Origin of the sequence: Mesorhizobium sp. M1329 (genome assembly GCF_040318035.1) — a bacterium.
Taxonomy (GTDB): Bacteria; Pseudomonadota; Alphaproteobacteria; order Rhizobiales; family Rhizobiaceae; genus Mesorhizobium.
This window is the reverse complement of sequence record NZ_JAMYLN010000001.1, coordinates 78,611-98,959: the sequence shown is the minus strand read 5'-3', so window position 1 is coordinate 98,959 and position 20,349 is coordinate 78,611. Positions and strand designations below refer to the sequence as shown.

Genomic DNA, 20,349 nt, shown 5'->3' with positions numbered 1-20,349 from the left:
GACGTGATTGCTCTGTTGGAAGCTCAGGGTTTCAGACAAGAGTCACTTCTGGATTATGCTGGAACGGCTAATTTTAGAGGCCGGCGCCGCCCCTCATCTGCCTGCCGGCATCTTCTCCCCGTATAGTGACGGGGAGAAGGGGCTGGCCGTGAGCTGGCACCCTCTTGCCGTTTTTTCACGCCCCGATTTTTGGCGTTGTCTCAAAATCCGAATCCGGCATGCTTTTGCCAGCAAATAGCTATCGTCCAAAATAACAACGCAATCTCAGCTACTTACTACAGAAACACACGGCGCCAACTCCGCTCTTTTGTTCGATTCTGACTGGAGGTCAGAAAATGAACATCAAGAGCCTGCTTCTCGGCTCCGCTGCGGCACTGGTCGCAGTTTCCGGTGCGCGCGCCGCCGACGCCGTCGTCGTCGCCGAGCCGGAACCCGCTGAATACGTCAAGATTTGCGACGTCTACGGCGCTGGCTACTACTACATCCCCGGCACCGAAATCTGCCTGCGCATCGGCGGCTATGTCCGTTATGATATCTCCGCCGGCCAGGCTGGCTCGTTCGACGGCGCCAGGTACGAGGACCTTAAGGATGCGTTGAATGGCGAAGACAACGACAACGACGGCTACTACAAGCAGGCTCGCTTCACGCTGAGGACCTGGACCGGCCAGGAAACCGAGATGGGCACCTTGAAGACCTATACCGAGACCCGCTTCAACTGGGGAACCGGTTATCAAACCGTGCCTGGGTTCGACGAGCACTTTTCGAACTTTGGTAGCAGAGGCGTTTCGCTGAACTTCGCCTGGATCCAGCTCGGTGGTCTCCGCGTCGGTAAGGACGAAACAGCCTTTAACACGTTCACCGGCTACGCCGGCAACGTCATCCAGGATACGCTGGTCCCCTACGGCGGCTTCGACACCAACGTCGTCCAGTACTACTTCGATGCCGGCAACGGCTTCTCGGCCGTGGCTTCGTTGGAAACCGGTGAAGGCTTTATCCTTAACGGTGCTAACACTGCCACCCATCTCGGCCACGACTCGATCGACAGCTATGTTCCGTATGTCGTTGGCGGTCTCAAATACACGCAGGGCTGGGGCTCCATCAGCGGTGTTGCTGCCTATGACAGCAGCCTGGAAGAATGGGCTGCCAAGGTTCGCCTCGACGTGACGCCGATGCAGAACCTGTCGCTGTTCTTGATGGCCGGCTACGGCTCCGACGACAATCTCCCGCGCAACTTCTATAAGCAGTGGGGCGGTAACTGGGCAGTCTGGGGTGGTGGCACTTACACCATCAACGAGAAGACCTCGTTCAACATCCAGGCGTCGTATGACGAAGCCAAGGAAGCTGGCGTCGCGGCCAATATCGCCTACGACATCGTTCCCGGCTTCACGATCACGGCCGAAGTCGACTGGGCTCATAACAGCCACAAGGCGGGCCCCCTCGGTACTGTATACAACTGGACGGGCATCCCGGGCGACAAGAAAAACGCCGTTGGTGGTATCCTCCGCTTCCAGCGCTCGTTCTAAGGGCTGGACTTAAAGCAAATGAAATCCAGCCCGGGCGCTTAACCGCCCGGGCTGTTTTTGTTTTCGCGACTGGTAGCAAACAGAAGGAAAAGGGGGTTCGGTAGCTGAACAGGGTTGTGGAACGATGTCGTTGGGATCCGCCAAGTGGTGGATGAGATCGGCCGCAGCGCTTAAAACTCTTGAAAGGGCACCGCCAAGCAGGTAGGTCTAGGCCTATCCACTCGGGGGTGTGGCGAATAATGACGAACGATGCGATTCAAGAGGGAGGAACCTCTGATCATTTTTCGATGTTTTCTTCTCAAGCTTCAAAAATAAAATACAGTTACAACAAGATACGAGAAGTAAAGTCGCACAGGATCGGAGAACTGTTTTCAGCATACCGGGACATACTTTGGGATGATGGGCGGCATAAATACAATGTCAGCTCCTTCATCGGCGAGATAGACGAGATCCTCCTTGGGGAGCGTTTCAGCGCCTTTGACCAAAGCACCCTCGACAATCTTATCGGCACCTTGCGCCAGCGCGGCAACAGCAACGCAACCATCAACCGGAAGATGGCTGCCCTCAGCAAACTGCTGCGCAAGGCTCACAAGATGGGAGATATCCACAGCCTGCCCGAGTTCCGCCGCCAGAAGGAGCGGGCGGGACGGATTCGTTTCCTCGAAAGAGACGAGGAGGCCCGGCTGTTCGCCGCCATCAAGAGCCGCAGCGAGGACGCTTATCGGCTTTCCGTCTTTCTCGTCGACACCGGCTGCCGCCTCGGCGAAGCGCTGGGCTTGATCTGGAACGATATCCAGGAGCACCGCGTCAGTTTCTGGATCACCAAATCCGGCCGCAGCCGTACCATCCCGATGACCGAGCGGGTAAAAGAGGTGATCAAGCTGCCGGCCACCGAGGGCCGCCGGCCCAAAGGCCCGTTCACCAAGCTCAGCCAGGCACAGTTTCGCGCCATCTGGAACGATGCCAAGGCCGAGGTCGGGCTTGGCGCCGACGATCAGGTCGTGCCGCATATATTGCGCCATACTTGCGCCTCGCGTCTCGTCCAGGGCGGCATCGATATCAGGCGTGTGCAGATGTGGCTCGGCCATCAGACGCTGTCGATGACCATGCGTTACGCCCATCTGGCCACCAACGACCTCGACGGCTGTGTCACCGTGCTGGAGACGCCGCGGTGCAGTGGCTCGGACAGCGGCGGTGCAAGCGCTTTGTCTCCTCCACCTCCGGCAAGGCGGCAACCAAAAAGCGAGCCGGCCGCAAGCAAGGCCCCTAAGCCTGCGAAGAGAAGCGCCAAATCCTGATGGTTTGAGTGAATCTGGCAGGCCAATACATCATGTCGGCGCTGCCCCTCACCCTTCCCCTCTCCCCGTGAAAAACGGGGAGAGGGGAGTTCGTCAGCGTTGCGGCCAGCCGCTTCTCCCCGTCACTACACGGGAGAAGGTGCCGGCAGGCGGATGAGGGGCGGCGCCGACATCCAACAATTATTCGCCGGAACGTCAGAGGAGCTGTTAGTCGCTGCCATAATGCTTCACATGTACAAGATAGGCCTACGATTTACTTCAACCTCCTGTGGCTTTACTTCCAGCCACCCGTCGCTCTGCCCGATCGAAAAAACCAGCGATCCTGTCCGGCAGGCCGCCGGTTTCGAGAAACGGGGCATGCCCCTGGTCGTCGGCGGTGATCGTCTCGATATCGGTATGACGCGTCCGCATCTGCTCGAGCGTTTCGGCGGACAGCAGCTTCGAGTTGGCGCCGCATATGACGAGCAAGGGGATCGCGGTCAGTGCGTCGAACTGCGGCCACAGATCGGGCAGCGGCTGGGTGAGGTCTAGGCCCGCCAGCGTCTCAACCAGTCTCGGGTCGAAATCAGGCAAAAATCCCTCCTCGGTCTTGCGGTAGAGGGCTGACGCCATCCGCTCCCAATCCGCATCTGTCAGCGCCGAAAAATCCGCGCCATGGGTGCTGCGCAGGTCGCGGACCACCTCTGCGTACGTCTTCGGCCTCGGCGCGGGGTCGAGGTAGGAGCGGATATGGGTGAGACCTTGCGACTCGATCACCGGGCCGATGTCGTTGAGGACGATGGCCTTCAGCACGGCCGGCCGCATCGCCCCAAGCACATGGATGATCAATCCACCGCGCGATGTGCCGATGAAGGCAGCCTGCTCGATGCCAAGTGCTGCCAGCCCGGCGAGAATATCGCCGGCTTCGATGCCGATATTGTAATGGCCGATATCGGCATCGTAGGCGGATTGCCCGCGCCCGCGATAGTCGAAAGCAACAACCTTACGCCTCGCCTGCGTCGACAGATAAAGCGCCAAATCGTGAAAATCACGGCAATTGCGGGTCAGGCCGGGAAGGCAAACGACTGGCCAGCGGCCGGAATTCGCTTCGCCGTAGATGCGGGCGTGCAGGGACAGCCCGTCCGGCGCGGCGTAGAAGAAATCGGAAAAACCCTGCTCGGTTGGCATGTACACTCGATTCCCTGCTGCTTGTCGGATCGTTTGCGACTGCTACAGGCGAGGGCAGGAGCGGTCAAATCGGGGGCTTTCCTTCTCCCCTTGTGGGAGAAGGTGGATCGGCGCGTTAGCGCCGAGACGGTTGAGGGGTGTTGGACGGAGCGCTGTCGGAACCAGGCTGGAGCACCCCTCATCCGACCGAGCTTCGCTCGGCCACCTTCTCCCACAACAAGGGGAGAAGGAAAGGCTAACCCCGGCCGTTCACCAGGTCTCCGACAATATCGTACTTGCCGGAGATACGCATCTTGTAGACCTCGTAATTCTCCATCACGCGCTGAACGTAACTTCTTGTTTCCGTATAGGGAATCCGCTCGATCCAGTCGACGACGGCGTCGACGTCCTTGCCGCGCGGGTCGCCGTATTTCGCGACCCACTGGGCAGCGCGGGCGGGGCCGGCATTGTAGCCGGCGAAGGTCAGCACGTAGGAGCCGTCGAAACGGCCGAGCTGCTCGCCGAGAAAGGCGGCCCCCAGCGTTGCATTGTAGCCGGCATCGGTGGTCAGCCGGGCTTGAGAAAATGTCATGCCGGCCTTCTTCGCCAATTGCTTGGCGGTGCCTGGCATCAGCTGCAGCAGTCCGCGCGCGCCGGCGCTGGAGACGGCGCCGATGTTGAACTCGCTTTCCTGGCGGGCAATCGCATAGGCCAGCGCCTTGCCCGAGCCGGAGACGTTGGCGGTGTCGGGAATGACGCCGAGCGGATGCGACAGCGCGCCTACGTCGATGCCGCGGGCGCCGGCGATCTTGCCGACCTTCAGCGCCATGAAATGGTTGCCTTGTCTTTCCGCCAGCGCCGCAAGCAGCGCCAGTTCGCCGGGGCTGTTCAGCTGCCCGGCAAGGTCACGGTAGAGTGTTTCGGCATAGCGGTCATAGCCGGCCTCCTGCAGCCGCTTGATGGCGCTGACTGCCTCGCGGGTGGCAAAGTTCTGGCGATCGGCGGCGCTTGGCTGCGGGTAGACGATGTTGAGGGTCTGCCGGCCGACACGCTCGCCGGCGAGCTGGCCGTAAAAGGTCGTGCCGTAGCTGGCGGCACGGCTGAAATAATCCTTGGCACTGCCGGGACCGCCGACTTCGGCGGCGCGGCCGAGCCAGTAATAGGCGCGCGACAGCGACATCGGTCCTTGGGCGAGCTCCGCGATTCGTGCAAAATGCTTGGCGGCGGTGCTCGGGTCGTTGAGGCCGCGCAGCGCGTACCAGCCTGCATGGAATTCCGCCTCGGCAGCATTGGCGGGACTTTCGGCAGCATGCGCGGCGACTATTCTGTAGGCGGTCTTCATGTCGCCCTGGTCGACCAGCTCGCGCGACAGCACCCGGCGTTCGACCCACCAGGCGTCCGGATCGACCAGAGCGTCACGGTCGCCCGGCGCTTTCAGCACCAGCGCGGCGGCGTCGGAAAATTTCTGTTGCTTGCGCAGATATTCGGCTTCGGCAAAGAGAAAGCCGGCCGCCCGCTGCGCTGCCGGCACCGCCTTCAGCAGCTTGGCCGCGTTCTTGTCGCCTTTGGTGACTGCCGCCCAGGCAGCCGCTAATTGCTGGGCGCCGGCGAGATCGGCGACGCGCAGCGCCGAAGCGACCCGGTCGGCATAGAACATGCGCTCCATGCGGAAGCGATGGTCGGCGGCCGGGATCAGCGCGCCGAACTCGCGGATGACCGCCGCCTCGTCCCTGGCTTCGAGCTTTTCGGTGCGCCAGAATGGCGACAGCACCGAGCGCGCCGCCTTGGTATCGCCCTGCGCTACATAGGAGCGGGCTAGGATCACCACGCCCTCGAAGGTCAGCGGCTGGCTGCCGTCGAACGCCCGCACCACGACTTGTGGCGTGGGGTTCTCGCGATAGAGCGCGCGCTCGCTGTTCTTGCGCAAGGCGATCGTGCCCGGCCAGTTCGGCAGCATCTTCGCGGCATCCGCGACGTCGCCGCTCGGCACCTGGTCGCCGCCATAGAGCGCAATCGCCCAGGCAAGGATGTGCCGGTCGAGCGATTTTGCCGGCAGCGCCTCGCGCAGCTGGCGCGCGCGCTGAATGTCGTTTGCCGCCAGCGCATCGAGACCGCTCTTCAGCGCCGCGACGCTGGCGGATGGCGACGGGAACTGCTGCAGTGCATTGTTCTGCGGCTCCGTCATCGGGATCGCCGACGTGACCTGCCCATCGACGCTGCCGCCGGTCGCCGCGCCGGGGATCAGCACAACGATCGCGCCGAGAAGCGCGAAAAGATGAGGCCGCCTGGTCGGCATGGATTTGGTCATTTCCTATTCTTTGACGCTACAACAGGCACAGATGAACTGAAGCCTATTCGTCTGTGATGAAGGGCCCGTAAAGAAAACCTTATCGAGGTCGTTCGAATTGCAATTACTGGCGCAATGCTTGCCGCGCAACAATGTCGAGACTATGGTGCGCCGCTTCGCTTTCGGCTAGAAGGCGCGCACGACAAAACCGACAGGTCCCAAGGAGTTGGACGACTATGCTGAGAGGCTCGCTGACCGCGCTCGTCACACCGTTCGAAAAGAGCGGCCGTTTCGACGAGAAAGCCTTTCGCGCGTTCATCGCCTGGCAGATCGCCGAAGGCACGACGGGCGTGGTCCCGGTCGGCACCACCGGCGAGTCGCCGACGCTGTCGCATGACGAGCACCGCCAGGTCGTCAAGGTTTGCATCGAGGTCGCCAAGGGCCGGGTTCCGGTCGTCGCCGGCGCCGGCTCCAACAACACCGACGAGGCGGTCGGCCTGGTCCAGTATGCCGAGAAGGCGGGCGCCGACGCGGCCCTTGTCGTCACGCCCTATTACAACAGACCGACGCAGCGCGGCCTCTATGCGCATTTCGCCGCCGTCGCCAAGGCGACCAGCCTGCCGATCATCATCTACAACATTCCACCGCGCTCGGTGGTCGACATGAGCCCGGAGACGATGGGGCAATTGGTGCACGACTTCAAGAACATCGTCGGCGTCAAGGATGCCACCGGCAAGGTCGAGCGGGTTTCGGAGCAGCGCGCCACCTGCGGCAAGGATTTCATCCAGCTCTCCGGCGAAGACGCCTCGGCGCTCGGCTTCAACGCGCATGGCGGCGTCGGCTGTATCTCGGTGACGGCAAATGTCGCGCCCAGGCTTTGCGCTGAATTCCAGGAGGCAACGCTTTCCGGTGACAGCGCCAAGGCGCTCGACCTGCAGGACCGTCTGTTGCCGCTGCACAAGGCGATTTTCATGGAGCCCGGCGTTTCCGGCGCGAAATATGCGCTGTCGAAGCTGGGTAAGGTCGAGAATGTGCTGCGCTCGCCGCTAATGACGGTCGAGCCGTCGACCGCCGAGAAGATCGACGCGGCGATGAAGCACGCCGGCTTGATAAACTAGGGATGAGGCGCCACCTCTCCGCATCATGAATCAAGTCAGAAAAGCCGATCCCAACAACAAGACCGTTGCGGAAAACCGCAAGGCGCGGTTTTCCTATGAGGTGCTCGACACGATCGAGGCCGGCCTGGTGCTGACCGGTACGGAAGTGAAATCGCTGCGCCAGGGCCAGGCCAATATCCAGGACAGCTACGCCTCGGTCGAGGGCGGCGAAATCTGGCTGATCAACTCCTATTTGCCGGAATATCTGCAGGCCAACCGCTTCAACCACGAGCCACGCCGCCGCCGCAAACTGCTGCTCAACAAGCGCGAGATGGCCAAGCTGGCGCAAAGCGTCGACCGCGAAGGCATGACGCTGGTGCCGCTGAAGATCTACTTCAACGACCAGGGCCGTGCCAAGCTGCTGCTCGCCGTTGGCCGCGGCAAGAAGCTGCACGACAAGCGCGAGACCGAAAAGCAGCGCGACTGGTCGCGGGAGAAGGGCCGGCTGCTGAAGGAGCGAGGGTGAAGAGCGGTCCGCGCAGCGGAGGAAAAGCCAGCGATTTGGCTTTTCGAGCGACGAACGCCCGGAGCCATAGCGGCGGGCAGGGCGGACCAAAGGGGATAGGTCTCGTTTGAAAAACCGGATCGTCTTGTGGGGCGCGGCCGGTCTGCTCCTGGCGGGCCTCGTCCTGGCCGGCGGCTATACCTACTTCCAGACGTTTTCTCCGGACCGCGGCAAATATCCGGTCAGGGGCATCGACGTTTCCCATCATCAGCGGCAGATCGACTGGCGGCGTGTTGCCGCCGACGATGTCGCCTTCGCCGTGATCAAGGCGACGGAAGGCGGCGACCATGTCGACGATGCCTTCGCCGCCAATTTGCGCGCGGCCCGCGCCGCCGGCCTTGCCGTCGGTGCCTATCATTTCTTCACCTTCTGCAGGCCGGGTGCCGATCAGGCACGCAACTTCATCTCGGTGGTGCCGCGCGATCAGCCTTTGCTGCCGCCGGTGGTAGACATCGAGTTCGGCGGCAATTGCCCGCAGCGGCCAACCCCCGAACAGCTGAGCGCCGAACTGTCCGCCTTCCTCGGCCCGGTCGAGGCGGCGTTCGGCAAGACGGCGATCCTCTACGTGACCGACGAGGCGGCGCAAGCCTATGCCGGGCAGCTAGCGGGCCGCCCGCGCTGGCTGCGTTCGCTGGCGCTGCGGCCGGGCCATGACGACTGGATCTACTGGCAGTACCACAACCGGGGCCGCGTCGACGGCATCAGCGGCGACGTCGACCTCAATGTTCTCCAGGGCGGACCTGCGACGCTGGCCGCGTTGTTTGCCGCAGCGCCTGAAGCGACGTCGAAGAATTGACGCTATTCCCGTCCACTAAAACACCCTCAATGGCCCGAAGACGGAACGACGAAACAAATACGGCTATTCGATAGCGTCTCAGTTTTGAGTTCAGCTTACGACTGTTTGCAGACTTCATCGACGGAGATACGCTAGCGTGGCCGCATACTTTTGGATTAGCCAATGGCCGCAGCACCAAAAAAATCTTGGATAGTCGCAAGCGACGTAGCCGACCGGGACGGAATCGGCATCGAGCTTTGGATTGAAGGCGACCTCGTGTTGGAGATTTTCCGTGACGACACAAGGCGAACCCGAGAGGTAACCCTCTACCGGAAGGAGATTCCTTTGGAGTTAGTCGAGGAGGCCATTGCGAGGTTCAAAGGTGACATTCCAAGGGATTTTGTAGATTGATCAATCGCCGCCCGATTCATTGTTTCCCCTAAAAGTTGAACGTCACCGTCCCGCCTTTTACGCTTCCACTACTATTCATATCGCAGGCGGCGCCGTGCTAAGTGCATTTGATGCCGGAGCGCCCTTCATCAACCAATGACAGCAACGCCCCGCCTGCTGCGACGGATGGCGGCGACCCCCGCCTGGCATTTGTCTATGCGGAGGCGGTGCGTGGCCTCCAACATCAGCAGGGCGTGGTTGAAAGTCTCAATGCGCGCGCCGGCAATCTGATCTTCGCAACGGCGTTCGCGAGTTCTCTCCTTGGAGGCAGGGCGCTCCAGGATGGCGTAGGGCCTTGGGACTGGCTGGCGCTGACATTGCTTCTTCTTATCGGACTGCTGGTCGCGATTATGGTGTGGCCATATTATAACTATACGTTCCGTTTCGATCCCGAGAAGCTGCTCCAGGACTTCGTCGATCAGCATCCTCCCGCAACCATGGACGGGATGCATCGAGCGCTTGCGCTGCGCATCAAATCCGACATGGCCAGCAATTGGCGGATCATCCAACGCCTGCGCGTTGCGCTGCAGCTTGCACTGTTTCTATGGTTGCTGGATCTCCTGGCCTGGTTGTTCGCGATTGCCCGAATCTAGGGCTTGCCGGCGGGCCTCGTCCGATTCTATGTCTTCAAAAAAGCTTCTATCTGACTGAAGACGTTGACGAACATCGCTTCCGTCAACACGCCGGTATTGGTGTTGTAGCGCGAGCAATGATAGCTGGAAAACAGCGTGATGCCATTGGCCTGCTGCTGCCCACCATGCCGGAACGGAAAGGCGGCGACGCGCTGGCCGAGCGCCCGCACGGTCGACTGGTGCGCGATCGAGCCCAGCGCCAGCACAGCGCGCAGATTTGGAAACCGCGCGATCGTCGGCACCAGGAACGTTCGGCAGGTCGCTATCTCGGCGCCAACCGGCTTGTTATCCGGCGGCACGCAGCGCACCGCATTGGTAATCGCCGAACCGACAAGCTCCAGCCCGTCATCTGGTCGCGCTTTGAATTCGCCGCGCGCAAAGCCGTGCGCGATCAGTGTGTTGTAGAGCAGGTCGCCGGCAAAATCGCCGGTGAAGGGGCGCCCCGTCCGGTTCGCGCCGCGCAGGCCAGGCGCCAGCCCGACGATCAGCAGACGCACCGCATCCTCGCCTTCCGGCGGCAAAAAAGTCGGCACCGGCGCGTTGAACCAGGACGGCTCACGCCGCCGCCACTCGGCGATGAAGTCGTGCAGCCGCGGGCAGAGCGGGCAATCGCGATCGGGTTCGGGCAAGACGACCAGGGGCGCGGTCAAGGCAACGACCGTCAATAGTCTTCCTCGTCGACTTCGGCCGGCTCGGGCCGACGCACCGGCCGCTCCGACGGATCGCGGCCGACTTCATTCTTGAGCGTCATCAAGTCGATGAAATGGTCAGCCTGGCGGCGCAGATCGTCGGAGATCATCGGCGGCTGCGAAGCCATGGTCGAGACGATCGACACCTTGCGTCCACGCCGCTGCAGCGCCTCGACCAGCGTGCGGAAATCGCCGTCGCCTGAGAAGATGACATAATGGTCGACGACGTCGGCAAGCTCCAGCGCATCGACGGTCAGCTCGATATCCATATTGCCCTTGATCTTGCGCCGGCCGGTCGAGTCGGTGAATTCCTTGGCCGGTTTGGTCACCACTTTGAAGCCGTTATAGTCGAGCCAGTCGATCAGCGGCCGTATCGAGGAGTATTCCTGATCCTCGACCAGCGCGGTGTAGTAATAAGCGCGCAGCAGATAGCCGCGTTTTTGGAAGCTCGCCAGAAGTTTGCGGTAATCGATGTCGAAGCCCAGCGCGCGCGAAGTGGCGTAGAGATTGGCACCGTCGATAAAGAGAGCGATTTTTTCACGAGGATCGAACATGGAAAAATGTCCTTTTTCGAAATAAGCGGTCGTCTAAATGCGTGGCGACTATCGGCCGATCTGATAATAGACCTGTTGGCCTTCATCGTTCGAGATAACGCCAGTTTTACGGCAATCCAAGGCACCATGCCGCACCGCAAGCAATTGTGATCGGCGCTGTGTCGTCGCAGGCGGGCCGCGTCAGAGCTGCGCATCGCCATAAAAGCTTGTATTTTGGCGGCGTTCGGGTTATGGACCGCGCCTGTTTTCCATCAAATCCAGGCATGAAAGGGGCAACTCATGGCCCGCGTAACCGTTGAAGATTGCATCGACAAGGTCGACAACCGCTTCGAGCTGGTGCTCCTGGCCGGCCACCGCGCCCGTCAGATCAGCCAGGGCGCGCAGATCACCGTACCGCGCGACAACGACAAGAACCCAGTCGTTGCGCTTCGCGAAATCGCCGAAGAGACGCTGTCGCCGGACGACCTCAAGGAAGATCTCATCCATTCGCTGCAGAAGCATGTCGAGGTCGATGAGCCGGAAGCCGATGGCGAGGCGATTGCCGACCAGACCGGCAGCGCCGTTGCGGCCACCGATGCCGACGACGCCGAGGACAACGTCACCTTCGATCGCATGACCGAAGAAGACCTGTTGGCCGGCATCGAAGGCCTGGTGCCGCCGGAAAAAAGCGACGATTATTGATCTTAGCGACAACTGCCGACACTTTCGCGTCGGCAGTTTCGTGGCTATCTATGACATGCGCCGTACGCCAGTGCGGCGCATGATTCATTTCAGCATTGCGAGATCCCGCCCATGATGCGTCAGTATGAGCTTGTCGAGCGCGTGCAGCGCTACAAGCCTGACGTCAACGAGGCGCTGCTCAACAAGGCGTATGTCTACGCCATGCAGAAGCATGGCCACCAGAAGCGTGCCTCCGGCGATCCCTATTTCTCGCATCCGCTCGAAGTCGCCGCCATCCTCACCGAAATGCACATGGACGAGGCGACGATTGCTGTTGCCTTGCTGCACGACACGATCGAGGACACCACGGCGACCAGGGCCGAGATCGACGAATTGTTCGGCCCGGAAATGGGCAAGCTGGTCGAAGGCTTGACCAAGCTGAAGAAGCTCGACCTCGTCTCGAAAAAGGCCGAGCAGGCGGAGAACCTGCGCAAGCTGTTGCTGGCGATCTCGGAAGACGTGCGCGTGCTTCTGGTCAAGCTCGCCGACCGCCTGCACAATATGCGCACCCTCGACCATGTGCCGGAAGCCAAGCGCCTGCGCATTGCCGAAGAGACGATGGACATCTACGCGCCGCTGGCCGGCCGCATGGGCATGCAAGGCATGCGCGAGGAGTTGGAAGAGATCGCCTTCCGCTTCATCAATCCGGAAGCCTACCGCGCCGTCACCGCACGGCTCGCCGAAATCTTCGAGCGCAACAAGGGCGTGCTGTCCGAGATCGAGAAGGCGCTCTCCACGCTGTTCGACAAATATTCGATCAAGGCCGAGGTCAAGAGCCGGCAAAAGAAGCCGTGGTCGGTATTCCGCAAGATGGAGGCCAAGGCGCTGTCGTTCGAGCAGCTGTCCGACATTTTCGGCTTCCGCGTCGTTGTCGAGACGGTCGAGGACTGTTACCGCGCGCTCGGCGCCATCCACACCACCTGGTCGATGGTGCCCGGCCGCTTCAAGGATTACATCTCGACGCCGAAGCAAAACGACTACCGCTCGATCCACACCACCATTGTCGGCCCGTCGCGCCAGCGCGTCGAATTGCAAATCCGCACCTACCAGATGAACAAGATCGCCGAATACGGCGTCGCCGCTCATTCCATCTATAAGGATAGCGGCGGTAAGATGAACGGCGCCGCCCATGCGATCTCGAAGGAAACCAATGCCTATGCCTGGCTGCGGCGCACCATCGAGCAGCTTGCCGAAGGCGACAATCCCGAGGACTTCCTCGAAAACACCAAGCTGGAACTGTTCCAGGACCAGGTATTCTGCTTCACGCCGAAGGGCATGCTGATCGCGCTGCCGCGCGGCGCCACGCCGATCGACTTTGCCTATGCCGTCCACACCGACGTCGGCGACACTTGCGTCGGCGCCAAGGTCAATGGCCGCATCATGCCGCTGATGACGGAGCTGAAGAATGGCGACGAGGTCGAGATCATCCGCTCGAAGGCGCAGGTCCCGCCGGCGGCGTGGGAATCGGTGGTCGTTACCGGCAAGGCACGCTCGGCCATCCGCCGCGCCACCAAGAACGCTATTCGCAAGCAATATTCGGGTCTCGGTATCCGAATTCTGGAGCGCGCCTTCGAACGGTCCGGCAAGATTTTCACCAAGGAAAATCTGAAGCCGGTGCTGCACCGGCTGGCGCGCAAGGATATCGAGGATGTGCTGGCCGCGGTCGGCCGAGGCGAACTTGCCTCCACCGATGTCATGAAGGCGGTGTTTCCCGACTACAAGGACGAGCGTGTCACGCTGGTCGCGCCCAAGCAGCGCGAGGAGGGCTGGTCGAAGATCCGCAACGCCGCCGGCATGCTGTTCCAGATTCCGGGCCGCGCCGCGCGCAAGGACAAAAACCAGCCGCGTGACGATGCGGTGCCGATCCGTGGCGTGCGCGGCGATCTGCCGGTGCGCTTCGCGCCGGAAGGGGCAGTGCCTGGCGACCGCATTGTCGGCATCGTGCAGCCGGGAACCGGTATCACCATCTATCCGATCCAGTCGCCGGCGCTGCAGGCCTTTGACGACCAGCCCGAGCGCTGGATCGACGTGCGCTGGGATATTGACGAGCGCACCAAGGAGCGGTTCCCGGCGCGCGTCTCTGTCACCGCCATCAACGCACCGGGTTCGCTCGCCGACATTGCGCAAGTCGTCGCATCCAACGATGCCAACATCCACACCTTGTCGATGGTGCGCACCGCGCCTGATTTCACCGAAATGCTGATCGATCTCGAAGTGTGGGACCTCAAGCACTTGAACCGGCTGCTGTCACAGCTAAAGGACAATTCGAGCGTCAGCGACGCGCGACGCGTGAATGGGTGAATAGTGTGAATAGTGAATAGTGAATAGTGAATAGTGAAAGAGAGTGCTCTCACTACCATTCACCATTCACCATGGGCATGGAGCGAACAATGAACACCGATGAAGTGCTGGGCATTTTCCGCGAGGCCGGCGCCGTTCTCGAAGGGCATTTCATCCTGACGTCGGGCCTGCGCAGCCCGGTCTTCCTGCAGAAGGCGCGCGTTTTCATGCATGCCGACAAGACCGAGCGCTTGTGCAAGGCGCTGGCCGAAAAGATCCGCGCTGGCGTGCCCGGCAGGATCGACTACGTCGTCGGTCCGGCAATCGGCGGGCTGATCCCGGCCTATGAGACCTCGCGCCATCTTGGTGTGCCGGCGATCTGGGTCGAGCGGGAAGGGGGCGAATTCAGGCTGCGTCGTTTCGAGATCCCCAAGGGATCGCGCGTTGTCATTGTCGAGGACATCGTCACCACCGGCCTGTCGATCCGCGAGGCCATCGACTGCCTGCGCGGCCTTGGCGCCGAGGTCGTTGCCGCCGCATGCATCATCGACCGCTCGGCCGGCAAGACCGATGTCGGCGTGCCGCTGATCGCGCTCGCCGAATATGAAGTTCCGGCCTATCCGGCCGACAGGCTGCCGCCCGAACTCGCCGCCATACCGGCGATCAAGCCCGGCAGCCGCAATATATGACGGAGGCGCTGCCGTGATTGCCGGCATCGATCATTTCGTGCTGACAGTTCGTTCGGTGGACGATACCTGCGCCTTCTATCAGCGCGTGCTTGGCTTCGAGCGCCTCGACGAGCCGGACCGACCAACGGCGCTGCTGTTTGGAACGCAAAAGATCAATGTGCATCAGGTCGGGCGTACCTTCGAGCCGAAGGCCAAGGCGCCGACGCCGGGTTCCGGAGATTTCTGCTTGATTGCTGCCCGTCCGCTCGCCGAGATATGTGCCAGCCTCGCCGCCAATGGCGTGGTGATAGAAGTCGGCCCGGTCGAGCGTGCCGGCGCTCGTGGCGCGATGATATCGGTCTATTTCCGTGACCCGGATGGCAACCTCGTCGAGGTCAGCGAATATCGATCCTAAGCGGCGCTCCTTAAATTCGCCGCGATCATACCCTGTTCAGATCGGCGATACCCAGGGCTGGCGCGACCGGCCACCGAGCGGATGCCCTCGGCCTCGTTGTTCTTCGGCCAGCGCATCGCTATATCAACGTCGTAGTTGCTTTTCGGCGACCGCAGAGCGCAGCATGGGCTGTCGCGCCTGGCTGGAAAAGCCGGCGTGAAGCCATCGATGGAACTAGGAACAGGAACAGAGTGCTTTTTCGACGGCGCAAGCCTGATGCTTTTTTCGAGCGGGTGCGTACTTATTTGTGGCCGCGCCGCTCGTTCTCGCGCTCGCTGCGGTATTTCTCCAAGCGCATCCTGCGGCTTAGGGCCACGCCGCACGCCGTGGCCGCCGGTGTTGCGGCGGGCGTATTCGCGTCGTTTTTCCCGCTTGGCTTCCACTTCATCATTGCCGCCATCCTGTGCTGGCTGATCGCCGGCAATCTGGTCGCGGCAGCACTTGGCACGGTCTTCGGCAATCCCCTGACCTTTCCGCTGCTATGGGCCGCCTCCTGGGAGGTCGGCAAGCTGATCCTGCATGAACACCTGCCGGCGCATGGCCCACCGGCCCATCTTGGCGACATGCTGCATAATCTTTCATTTTCGCAATTGTGGGGACCGGTGCTGAAGCCGATGACCATTGGCGCGATACCGCTCGGCCTGGTTTTCGGGCTGCTGTTTTACGGCATCACCCGCTGGGGCATGGTCACTTTCCAGGAGCAGCGCTGCAAGCGGCTGGCCGATAGAGCCGCAAAGGCTGGAAAAACCGGGCCGGAAGTTCCCGCCGAATGATTATCGGTATCGGCAGCGACCTCATCGACATCAGACGCATCGAGAAGTCGCTGGAACGCCATGGCCAGCGCTTCATCCAACGCATCTACACCGAGATCGAACAGGCGCGCTCCGAAAACCGCGCGGCGCGTGCGGCCTCCTACGCCAAGCGTTTCGCTGCCAAGGAGGCCTGTGCCAAGGCATTGGGCACCGGTCTGGCGCAGGGTGTGTTCTGGCGCGACATGGGGGTCGTCAACCTGGCCAGCGGCAAGCCGACCATGGCGCTGACCAACGGGGCGGCAGCGCGGCTGGACGAAATCCTGCCTGAAGGGCATCGCGCCGTGATCCACCTCACCATCACCGATGATTTTCCGCTCGCTCAAGCCTTTGTGATCATTGAAGCGTTGCCGGTCGAAGAAGCGCCACATTGATTGCATCTGACCACCGGCATGACGTTGCCCAGCGCGCGCCGAGACTCTATACCATCCAACGCACAATCGAGGACGACATGAGCGTGGCTGAAAAAACCCAGAAGAAATCCGGCGGACTTGGCGAAACCGTCAGCGTCATCGTCCAGGCCCTGCTGCTTGCGCTGGTCATCCGCACGCTCCTGTTCCAGCCGTTCTCGATCCCGTCCGGGTCGATGCGGCCGACTTTGCTCGAAGGCGACTATCTCTTCGTCACCAAGTGGTCCTACGGCTTCTCCCGCTATTCACTGCCGTTCGGGCCGAACATCTTTTCGGGCCGCATCTGGGACTCAGAGCCGAAGCGCGGCGACGTGGTGGTGTTCAAGTTTCCGCCGGATCCTTCCGTCGACTACATCAAGCGCGTCGTCGGCCTGCCGGGCGACAAGATCCAGGTCAAGGATGGCCAGCTCTTCATCAACGACGTGGGCGTGCCGCGCGTCAAGGTCGGGCAGATCGACAACCGCGACATCACCGAGGAGAACGGGCCGGTCGATGTCTATCGCGAGACGCTGCCGAACGGCGTCAGCTACGACACGCTCGACCTGACGCAGGCTTCGATCGGCGACAATACCAAAGAGTTCAAGGTTCCGCCCGGTCACTATTTCATGATGGGCGACAATCGCGACAACTCGTCGGACAGCCGCTTCACCGTCGGCTTCGTGCCGGACGAGAATTTGGTCGGCCGCGCCAACCTCATCTTCTTCTCGATCGGCGGCAGCGCCAGCCCGCTCGAAATCTGGAAATGGCCATCGCTGATGCGCGCCTCGCGCCTGTTCCATTTCGTCAATTAGGGCCATGGCGGCGACGAAACGGCTGACCGCCGATGCGCTCGCCGATGCGCTCAAGGAGCGCACCGGCCACAGTTTTGGCGACCACCAGCGCCTGCAGCGGGCGCTGACCCATGCCAGCGCTCGCGGCAGTCATGCCGGCATCGACTACGAACGTTTCGAATTCCTGGGCGACCGCGTTCTCGGCCTTGTCGTTGCCGATATGCTGCTGGCGGCATTTCCCGACGCTGCCGAGGGTGAGCTATCGCTGAGATTGAACGCGCTGGTCAACGCCGAGGCCCTGGCGGAAATCGCCGAGGAGATCGGCCTGCCGGAACTTATTCGCGCCGGTTCGGACGTACGCGGCCTCGATGGGCGCAAGCGCGTCAATCTGCGCGCCGATGCATTGGAATCTTTGATCGCCGTGCTCTATCTCGACGGCGGGTTGGAAGCGGCCCGTGCTTTCATCCACAAATACTGGCAGCCGCGTTCGCAAGCCATTGACGCCGCCCGTCGCGATGCGAAAACCGAACTCCAGGAATGGGCGCATCAGGCGGCAGGCGCAGTGCCGGTTTACATAATCGACAGCCGCGAGGGACCGGACCACGATCCGCTGTTTACCGTCAGCGTCAAGGTCGGCGCCTATCCGCCGGCGACCGGCAGCGGGCGCTCCAAGCGCGAGGCGGAGCAGGCTGCAGCCGCGGCACTTCTGCAGCGGGAAGGCGTCTGGCTCAATCAAGGGAGTGCCGCATGACCGCCACCGAAGCTCCGGCAACAGAAGCTCCCGCTACCCGCTCCGGCTTCGTCGCGCTGATCGGTGCGCCCAATGCGGGGAAATCGACGCTGGTCAACCAATTGGTCGGCGCCAAGGTGTCGATCGTGACGCACAAGGTGCAGACCACGCGCGCCATCGTGCGCGGCATTGCCACCCACAACAACGCGCAGATCGTCTTCGTCGACACGCCGGGCATATTCAAGCCGAAGCGCCGGCTGGACACCGCGATGGTGACCACAGCCTGGGGCGGTGCCAAGGACGCCGATGTCGTGCTGCTCTTGATCGACGCCGAGCGCGGCATCCGGGGCGATGCCGACGCCATCCTCGAGCGGCTGAAGGATGTCCGGCAGCCGATGGTGTTGATCCTCAACAAGGTCGATCGGGTCAAGCACGAGACGTTGCTGGCATTGTCGGCGGCAGCCAACGAAAGGGTGCCGTTCAAGCGCACCTTCATGGTTTCGGCGCTGACCGGGTCCGGCTGCAAGGACCTGCTCGACTATCTCGCCGAGACCTTGCCGGCCGGCCCCTGGTACTATCCGGAAGACCAGATCTCCGACTTGCCGATGCGCCAGCTCGCGGCCGAGATTACCCGCGAAAAGCTCTATCTCAGGCTGCATCAGGAACTGCCCTATTCCTCCCACATCGAGACCGAGAAATGGGAAGAGAAGAAGGACGGCTCGGTGCGCATCGACCAGACCATCTATGTCGAGCGCGACAGCCAGAAGAAGATCGTGCTCGGCCATAAGGGCGAGACGATCCGCGCCATCGGCCAGGCCGCGCGCATGGAAATCGCAGGCATACTCGAGCAAAAGGTGCACCTCTTCCTGTTCGTCAAGGTGCGCGAGAACTGGGGCGACGATCCCGAGCGCTACCGTGAAATGGGGCTCGAATTTCCGCACTGAGCCTATTGGGCGATCCGCCGAGCGGCCTGTTGGCCGCCTCAGGATTACCCAAGTGCCAGCGACACGCCGTCGGCAAGATGTTCGGCGTCGGAGGCGTTTTCGAACGGGATGCCCGTTCTTGCATAGTCGAGTGGCGAGAAATCGGAGCCGTCGGCGTTGATCAGCGCAGCCTGGCGCCTTGCCGCCTGCATGTCGCCGAACTGAGCGTAACAGGCGGCAAGCCGAGTGCGGATCCACGGCGTCGGTCGCGTCGCCAGCTCCAGCGCCTCGGCAGCCGTGCGGTATTCGCCCCGCATGTATAGCGCAAGCGCGCGATCGTACTGATACCAGTGAGGATGCAGCGGGTTGATGCGGATGGCACGCGCCAGCCAGGCGAGCGCGTCGAGCGGCCGGCCGCGCATCGTCAACAGATGCCCCATCTGCTCGATACAGTCTGCGTCGCCCGGATTGAGCTCGAGCGCGATGCGCAAATGATGCTCGGCCGCCTCGTGGTCGCGCATATTGAGCCGCACCAGCGACTGGATGCGGTGTGCCGTTGCCTGGTCCGGCGACAATGCGATGCCCCGGTCGGCCAGGTCGCGGGCCTTCGTCAGAACGGCGTCGCTGATGGGCCCGAATTCGCTGTTAAGTACATGCGACAGCGCCAGATAGGTGTAAGCAAGGCCATAGGCCGGGTCCCTGACGATCGCCGCTTCGAAAAACGCTGCCGCTTCTTCCAGTTCGCTTTGCGCCGGATCGCGCAGCAAAGCGACGCCGCGCAGCACCAGTTCATGGGCGGCGAGGCTGGCTACCGGCTGCCGCGAGGCACGTTGCAGGCCGGCATTGTTCACCCGAACCACCAGCCGGCCGACGATCTTTTCGACGATCTCCTGCTGGATGGCGGACAGCCCGGCGTAATCGGCCTGGTAGCGATCGCCCCAGAGCTGGGAAGCGCTGGCTGCGTCAACGAGATTGACCGCACAGACGATGCTGCCTGCCTGCCGCCGCACCGAACCCTCGACGAGATAATCGGCGCCGATACGCGAACGCACGACAGGCCATTCACTGGGCGAATAGGAGGCAAACGAGAAGCTCGAATTGCGCGCCAGCACTGTCAGCGTGCCGAAGCGGGCGAGACCGTTGATAATGTCTTCGGCGATACCGTCGACGATCGCTTCGTCGGCCGGATCGGCGCCGTCATTGCGGAACCTGAGCACCGCCACGATCGGCTGCGCGCCGGGTTCGGGCACCGGTTCAATTTCAGGGATCAGCATGTAGCCGCGCTTCGATACGGTCCGTATCGTTTCCTCGCCGAGCACCCTGCGGATCTCGCGAATCGACTGCGTCAGCGAGTCCTCGGTGACGAAAACACCCGGCCAGACCGCATCCATCAATTCCGACTTCGGCACCACACGGCCGATGTGGCGGGCGAGATGCGTCAGCAATGCGTAGGCTTTCGGCCGCAGGAAGGCCGGCTGTTCGGCCCGGCCGAGCGTGCCTTTGCCCAGATCGAGCGTGAAACCGCCGAACTGAAAAACCTGATCAGTGGCCGAAACCGCCATCGAAATG

Annotated in this window: 21 protein-coding genes; 16 read left to right on the top strand and 5 right to left on the bottom strand. The window is 61.9% G+C overall.

Annotated features, from left to right (window positions below; all coding sequences use genetic code 11):
* The first annotated feature begins 335 nt into the window (after positions 1–335).
* Entirely contained in the window at positions 336–1,523 is a 1,188-nt protein-coding gene (locus NKH21_RS00510) for a porin (RefSeq protein WP_352862681.1), read from the top strand.
* 239 nt (positions 1,524–1,762) lie between these two features.
* Positions 1,763–2,821 carry a tyrosine-type recombinase/integrase gene (locus NKH21_RS00505; protein WP_352862680.1) on the top strand — a complete coding sequence of 353 codons (1,059 nt, stop codon included), beginning with the start codon at positions 1,763–1,765 and terminating at the stop codon, positions 2,819–2,821.
* A 258-nt stretch (positions 2,822–3,079) separates the two neighbouring features.
* On the opposite strand, the gene NKH21_RS00500 is transcribed toward NKH21_RS00505, so the two are convergent.
* The gene (locus NKH21_RS00500) at positions 3,080–3,988 is read right to left on the bottom strand and encodes an alpha/beta fold hydrolase (protein WP_352862679.1); all 909 of its coding nucleotides are present in this window, start codon (positions 3,986–3,988) and stop codon (positions 3,080–3,082) included.
* 235 nt (positions 3,989–4,223) lie between these two features.
* Positions 4,224–6,263 (bottom strand): lytic transglycosylase domain-containing protein, encoded by a 2,040-nt coding sequence (locus tag NKH21_RS00495; protein ID WP_352862885.1) that lies wholly within the window; start codon positions 6,261–6,263, stop codon positions 4,224–4,226.
* A 227-nt stretch (positions 6,264–6,490) separates the two neighbouring features.
* Here NKH21_RS00495 and dapA point away from each other — a divergent pair, with 227 nt between their 5' ends.
* The 5 genes from dapA (at position 6,491) to NKH21_RS00470 (ending at position 9,734) form a co-directional block, all read left to right on the top strand.
* Entirely contained in the window at positions 6,491–7,372 is an 882-nt protein-coding gene (gene dapA, locus NKH21_RS00490) for a 4-hydroxy-tetrahydrodipicolinate synthase (RefSeq protein WP_352490891.1), read from the top strand.
* Between the two features lie 25 nt (positions 7,373–7,397).
* Entirely contained in the window at positions 7,398–7,877 is a 480-nt protein-coding gene (gene smpB, locus NKH21_RS00485; protein ID WP_023768487.1) for an SsrA-binding protein SmpB, read from the top strand.
* Between the two features lie 106 nt (positions 7,878–7,983).
* Entirely contained in the window at positions 7,984–8,712 is a 729-nt protein-coding gene (locus NKH21_RS00480; protein ID WP_352862678.1) for a GH25 family lysozyme, read from the top strand.
* 162 nt (positions 8,713–8,874) lie between these two features.
* Entirely contained in the window at positions 8,875–9,102 is a 228-nt protein-coding gene (locus NKH21_RS00475; RefSeq protein WP_352862677.1) for a hypothetical protein, read from the top strand.
* Between the two features lie 110 nt (positions 9,103–9,212).
* Positions 9,213–9,734, top strand: a complete 522-nt coding sequence (locus NKH21_RS00470) for a hypothetical protein (RefSeq protein ID WP_352862676.1) — start codon at positions 9,213–9,215, stop codon at positions 9,732–9,734.
* Between the two features lie 26 nt (positions 9,735–9,760).
* On the opposite strand, the gene NKH21_RS00465 is transcribed toward NKH21_RS00470, so the two are convergent.
* On the bottom strand, positions 9,761–10,438 hold the full coding sequence (locus NKH21_RS00465) for a uracil-DNA glycosylase (protein ID WP_352862675.1): 678 nt from the start codon (positions 10,436–10,438) through the stop codon (positions 9,761–9,763).
* Positions 10,435–11,016, bottom strand: coding sequence for a LabA-like NYN domain-containing protein (locus tag NKH21_RS00460; RefSeq protein WP_023677774.1), 582 nt, complete (start codon positions 11,014–11,016; stop codon positions 10,435–10,437). The genes NKH21_RS00465 and NKH21_RS00460 overlap by 4 nt, the downstream gene beginning before the upstream one ends.
* Before the next feature lie 279 nt (positions 11,017–11,295).
* Here NKH21_RS00460 and rpoZ point away from each other — a divergent pair, with 279 nt between their 5' ends.
* From rpoZ to era, 9 genes are all read left to right on the top strand, one after another.
* Positions 11,296–11,697: a DNA-directed RNA polymerase subunit omega gene (gene rpoZ, locus NKH21_RS00455; RefSeq protein WP_023677773.1), complete on the top strand. Its 402-nt coding sequence runs from the start codon at positions 11,296–11,298 to the stop codon at positions 11,695–11,697.
* A gap of 111 nt (positions 11,698–11,808) precedes the next feature.
* Positions 11,809–14,037 carry a RelA/SpoT family protein gene (locus NKH21_RS00450; RefSeq protein ID WP_352862674.1) on the top strand — a complete coding sequence of 743 codons (2,229 nt, stop codon included), beginning with the start codon at positions 11,809–11,811 and terminating at the stop codon, positions 14,035–14,037.
* Between the two features lie 89 nt (positions 14,038–14,126).
* Positions 14,127–14,705, top strand: coding sequence for an orotate phosphoribosyltransferase (pyrE, locus tag NKH21_RS00445; RefSeq protein WP_352862673.1), 579 nt, complete (start codon positions 14,127–14,129; stop codon positions 14,703–14,705).
* 13 nt (positions 14,706–14,718) lie between these two features.
* The gene (locus NKH21_RS00440) at positions 14,719–15,099 is read left to right on the top strand and encodes a VOC family protein (RefSeq protein ID WP_352862672.1); all 381 of its coding nucleotides are present in this window, start codon (positions 14,719–14,721) and stop codon (positions 15,097–15,099) included.
* Between the two features lie 230 nt (positions 15,100–15,329).
* Entirely contained in the window at positions 15,330–15,911 is a 582-nt protein-coding gene (locus tag NKH21_RS00435; protein WP_352862671.1) for a DUF2062 domain-containing protein, read from the top strand.
* The gene (acpS, locus tag NKH21_RS00430) at positions 15,908–16,321 is read left to right on the top strand and encodes a holo-ACP synthase (protein ID WP_023719885.1); all 414 of its coding nucleotides are present in this window, start codon (positions 15,908–15,910) and stop codon (positions 16,319–16,321) included. Before NKH21_RS00435 ends, acpS begins: the two co-directional genes overlap by 4 nt.
* Positions 16,322–16,398: 77 nt before the next feature.
* The gene (gene lepB, locus NKH21_RS00425; protein WP_352862670.1) at positions 16,399–17,148 is read left to right on the top strand and encodes a signal peptidase I; all 750 of its coding nucleotides are present in this window, start codon (positions 16,399–16,401) and stop codon (positions 17,146–17,148) included.
* 4 nt (positions 17,149–17,152) lie between these two features.
* Entirely contained in the window at positions 17,153–17,878 is a 726-nt protein-coding gene (gene rnc / locus NKH21_RS00420; protein ID WP_352862669.1) for a ribonuclease III, read from the top strand.
* Entirely contained in the window at positions 17,875–18,801 is a 927-nt protein-coding gene (gene era / locus NKH21_RS00415; protein ID WP_352862668.1) for a GTPase Era, read from the top strand. Before rnc ends, era begins: the two co-directional genes overlap by 4 nt.
* Positions 18,802–18,845: 44 nt before the next feature.
* Here the strand turns inward: era and NKH21_RS00410 are convergent, their stop codons facing one another.
* The gene (locus tag NKH21_RS00410; RefSeq protein WP_352862667.1) at positions 18,846–20,342 is read right to left on the bottom strand and encodes a winged helix-turn-helix domain-containing tetratricopeptide repeat protein; all 1,497 of its coding nucleotides are present in this window, start codon (positions 20,340–20,342) and stop codon (positions 18,846–18,848) included.
* Positions 20,343–20,349 lie beyond the last annotated feature (7 nt).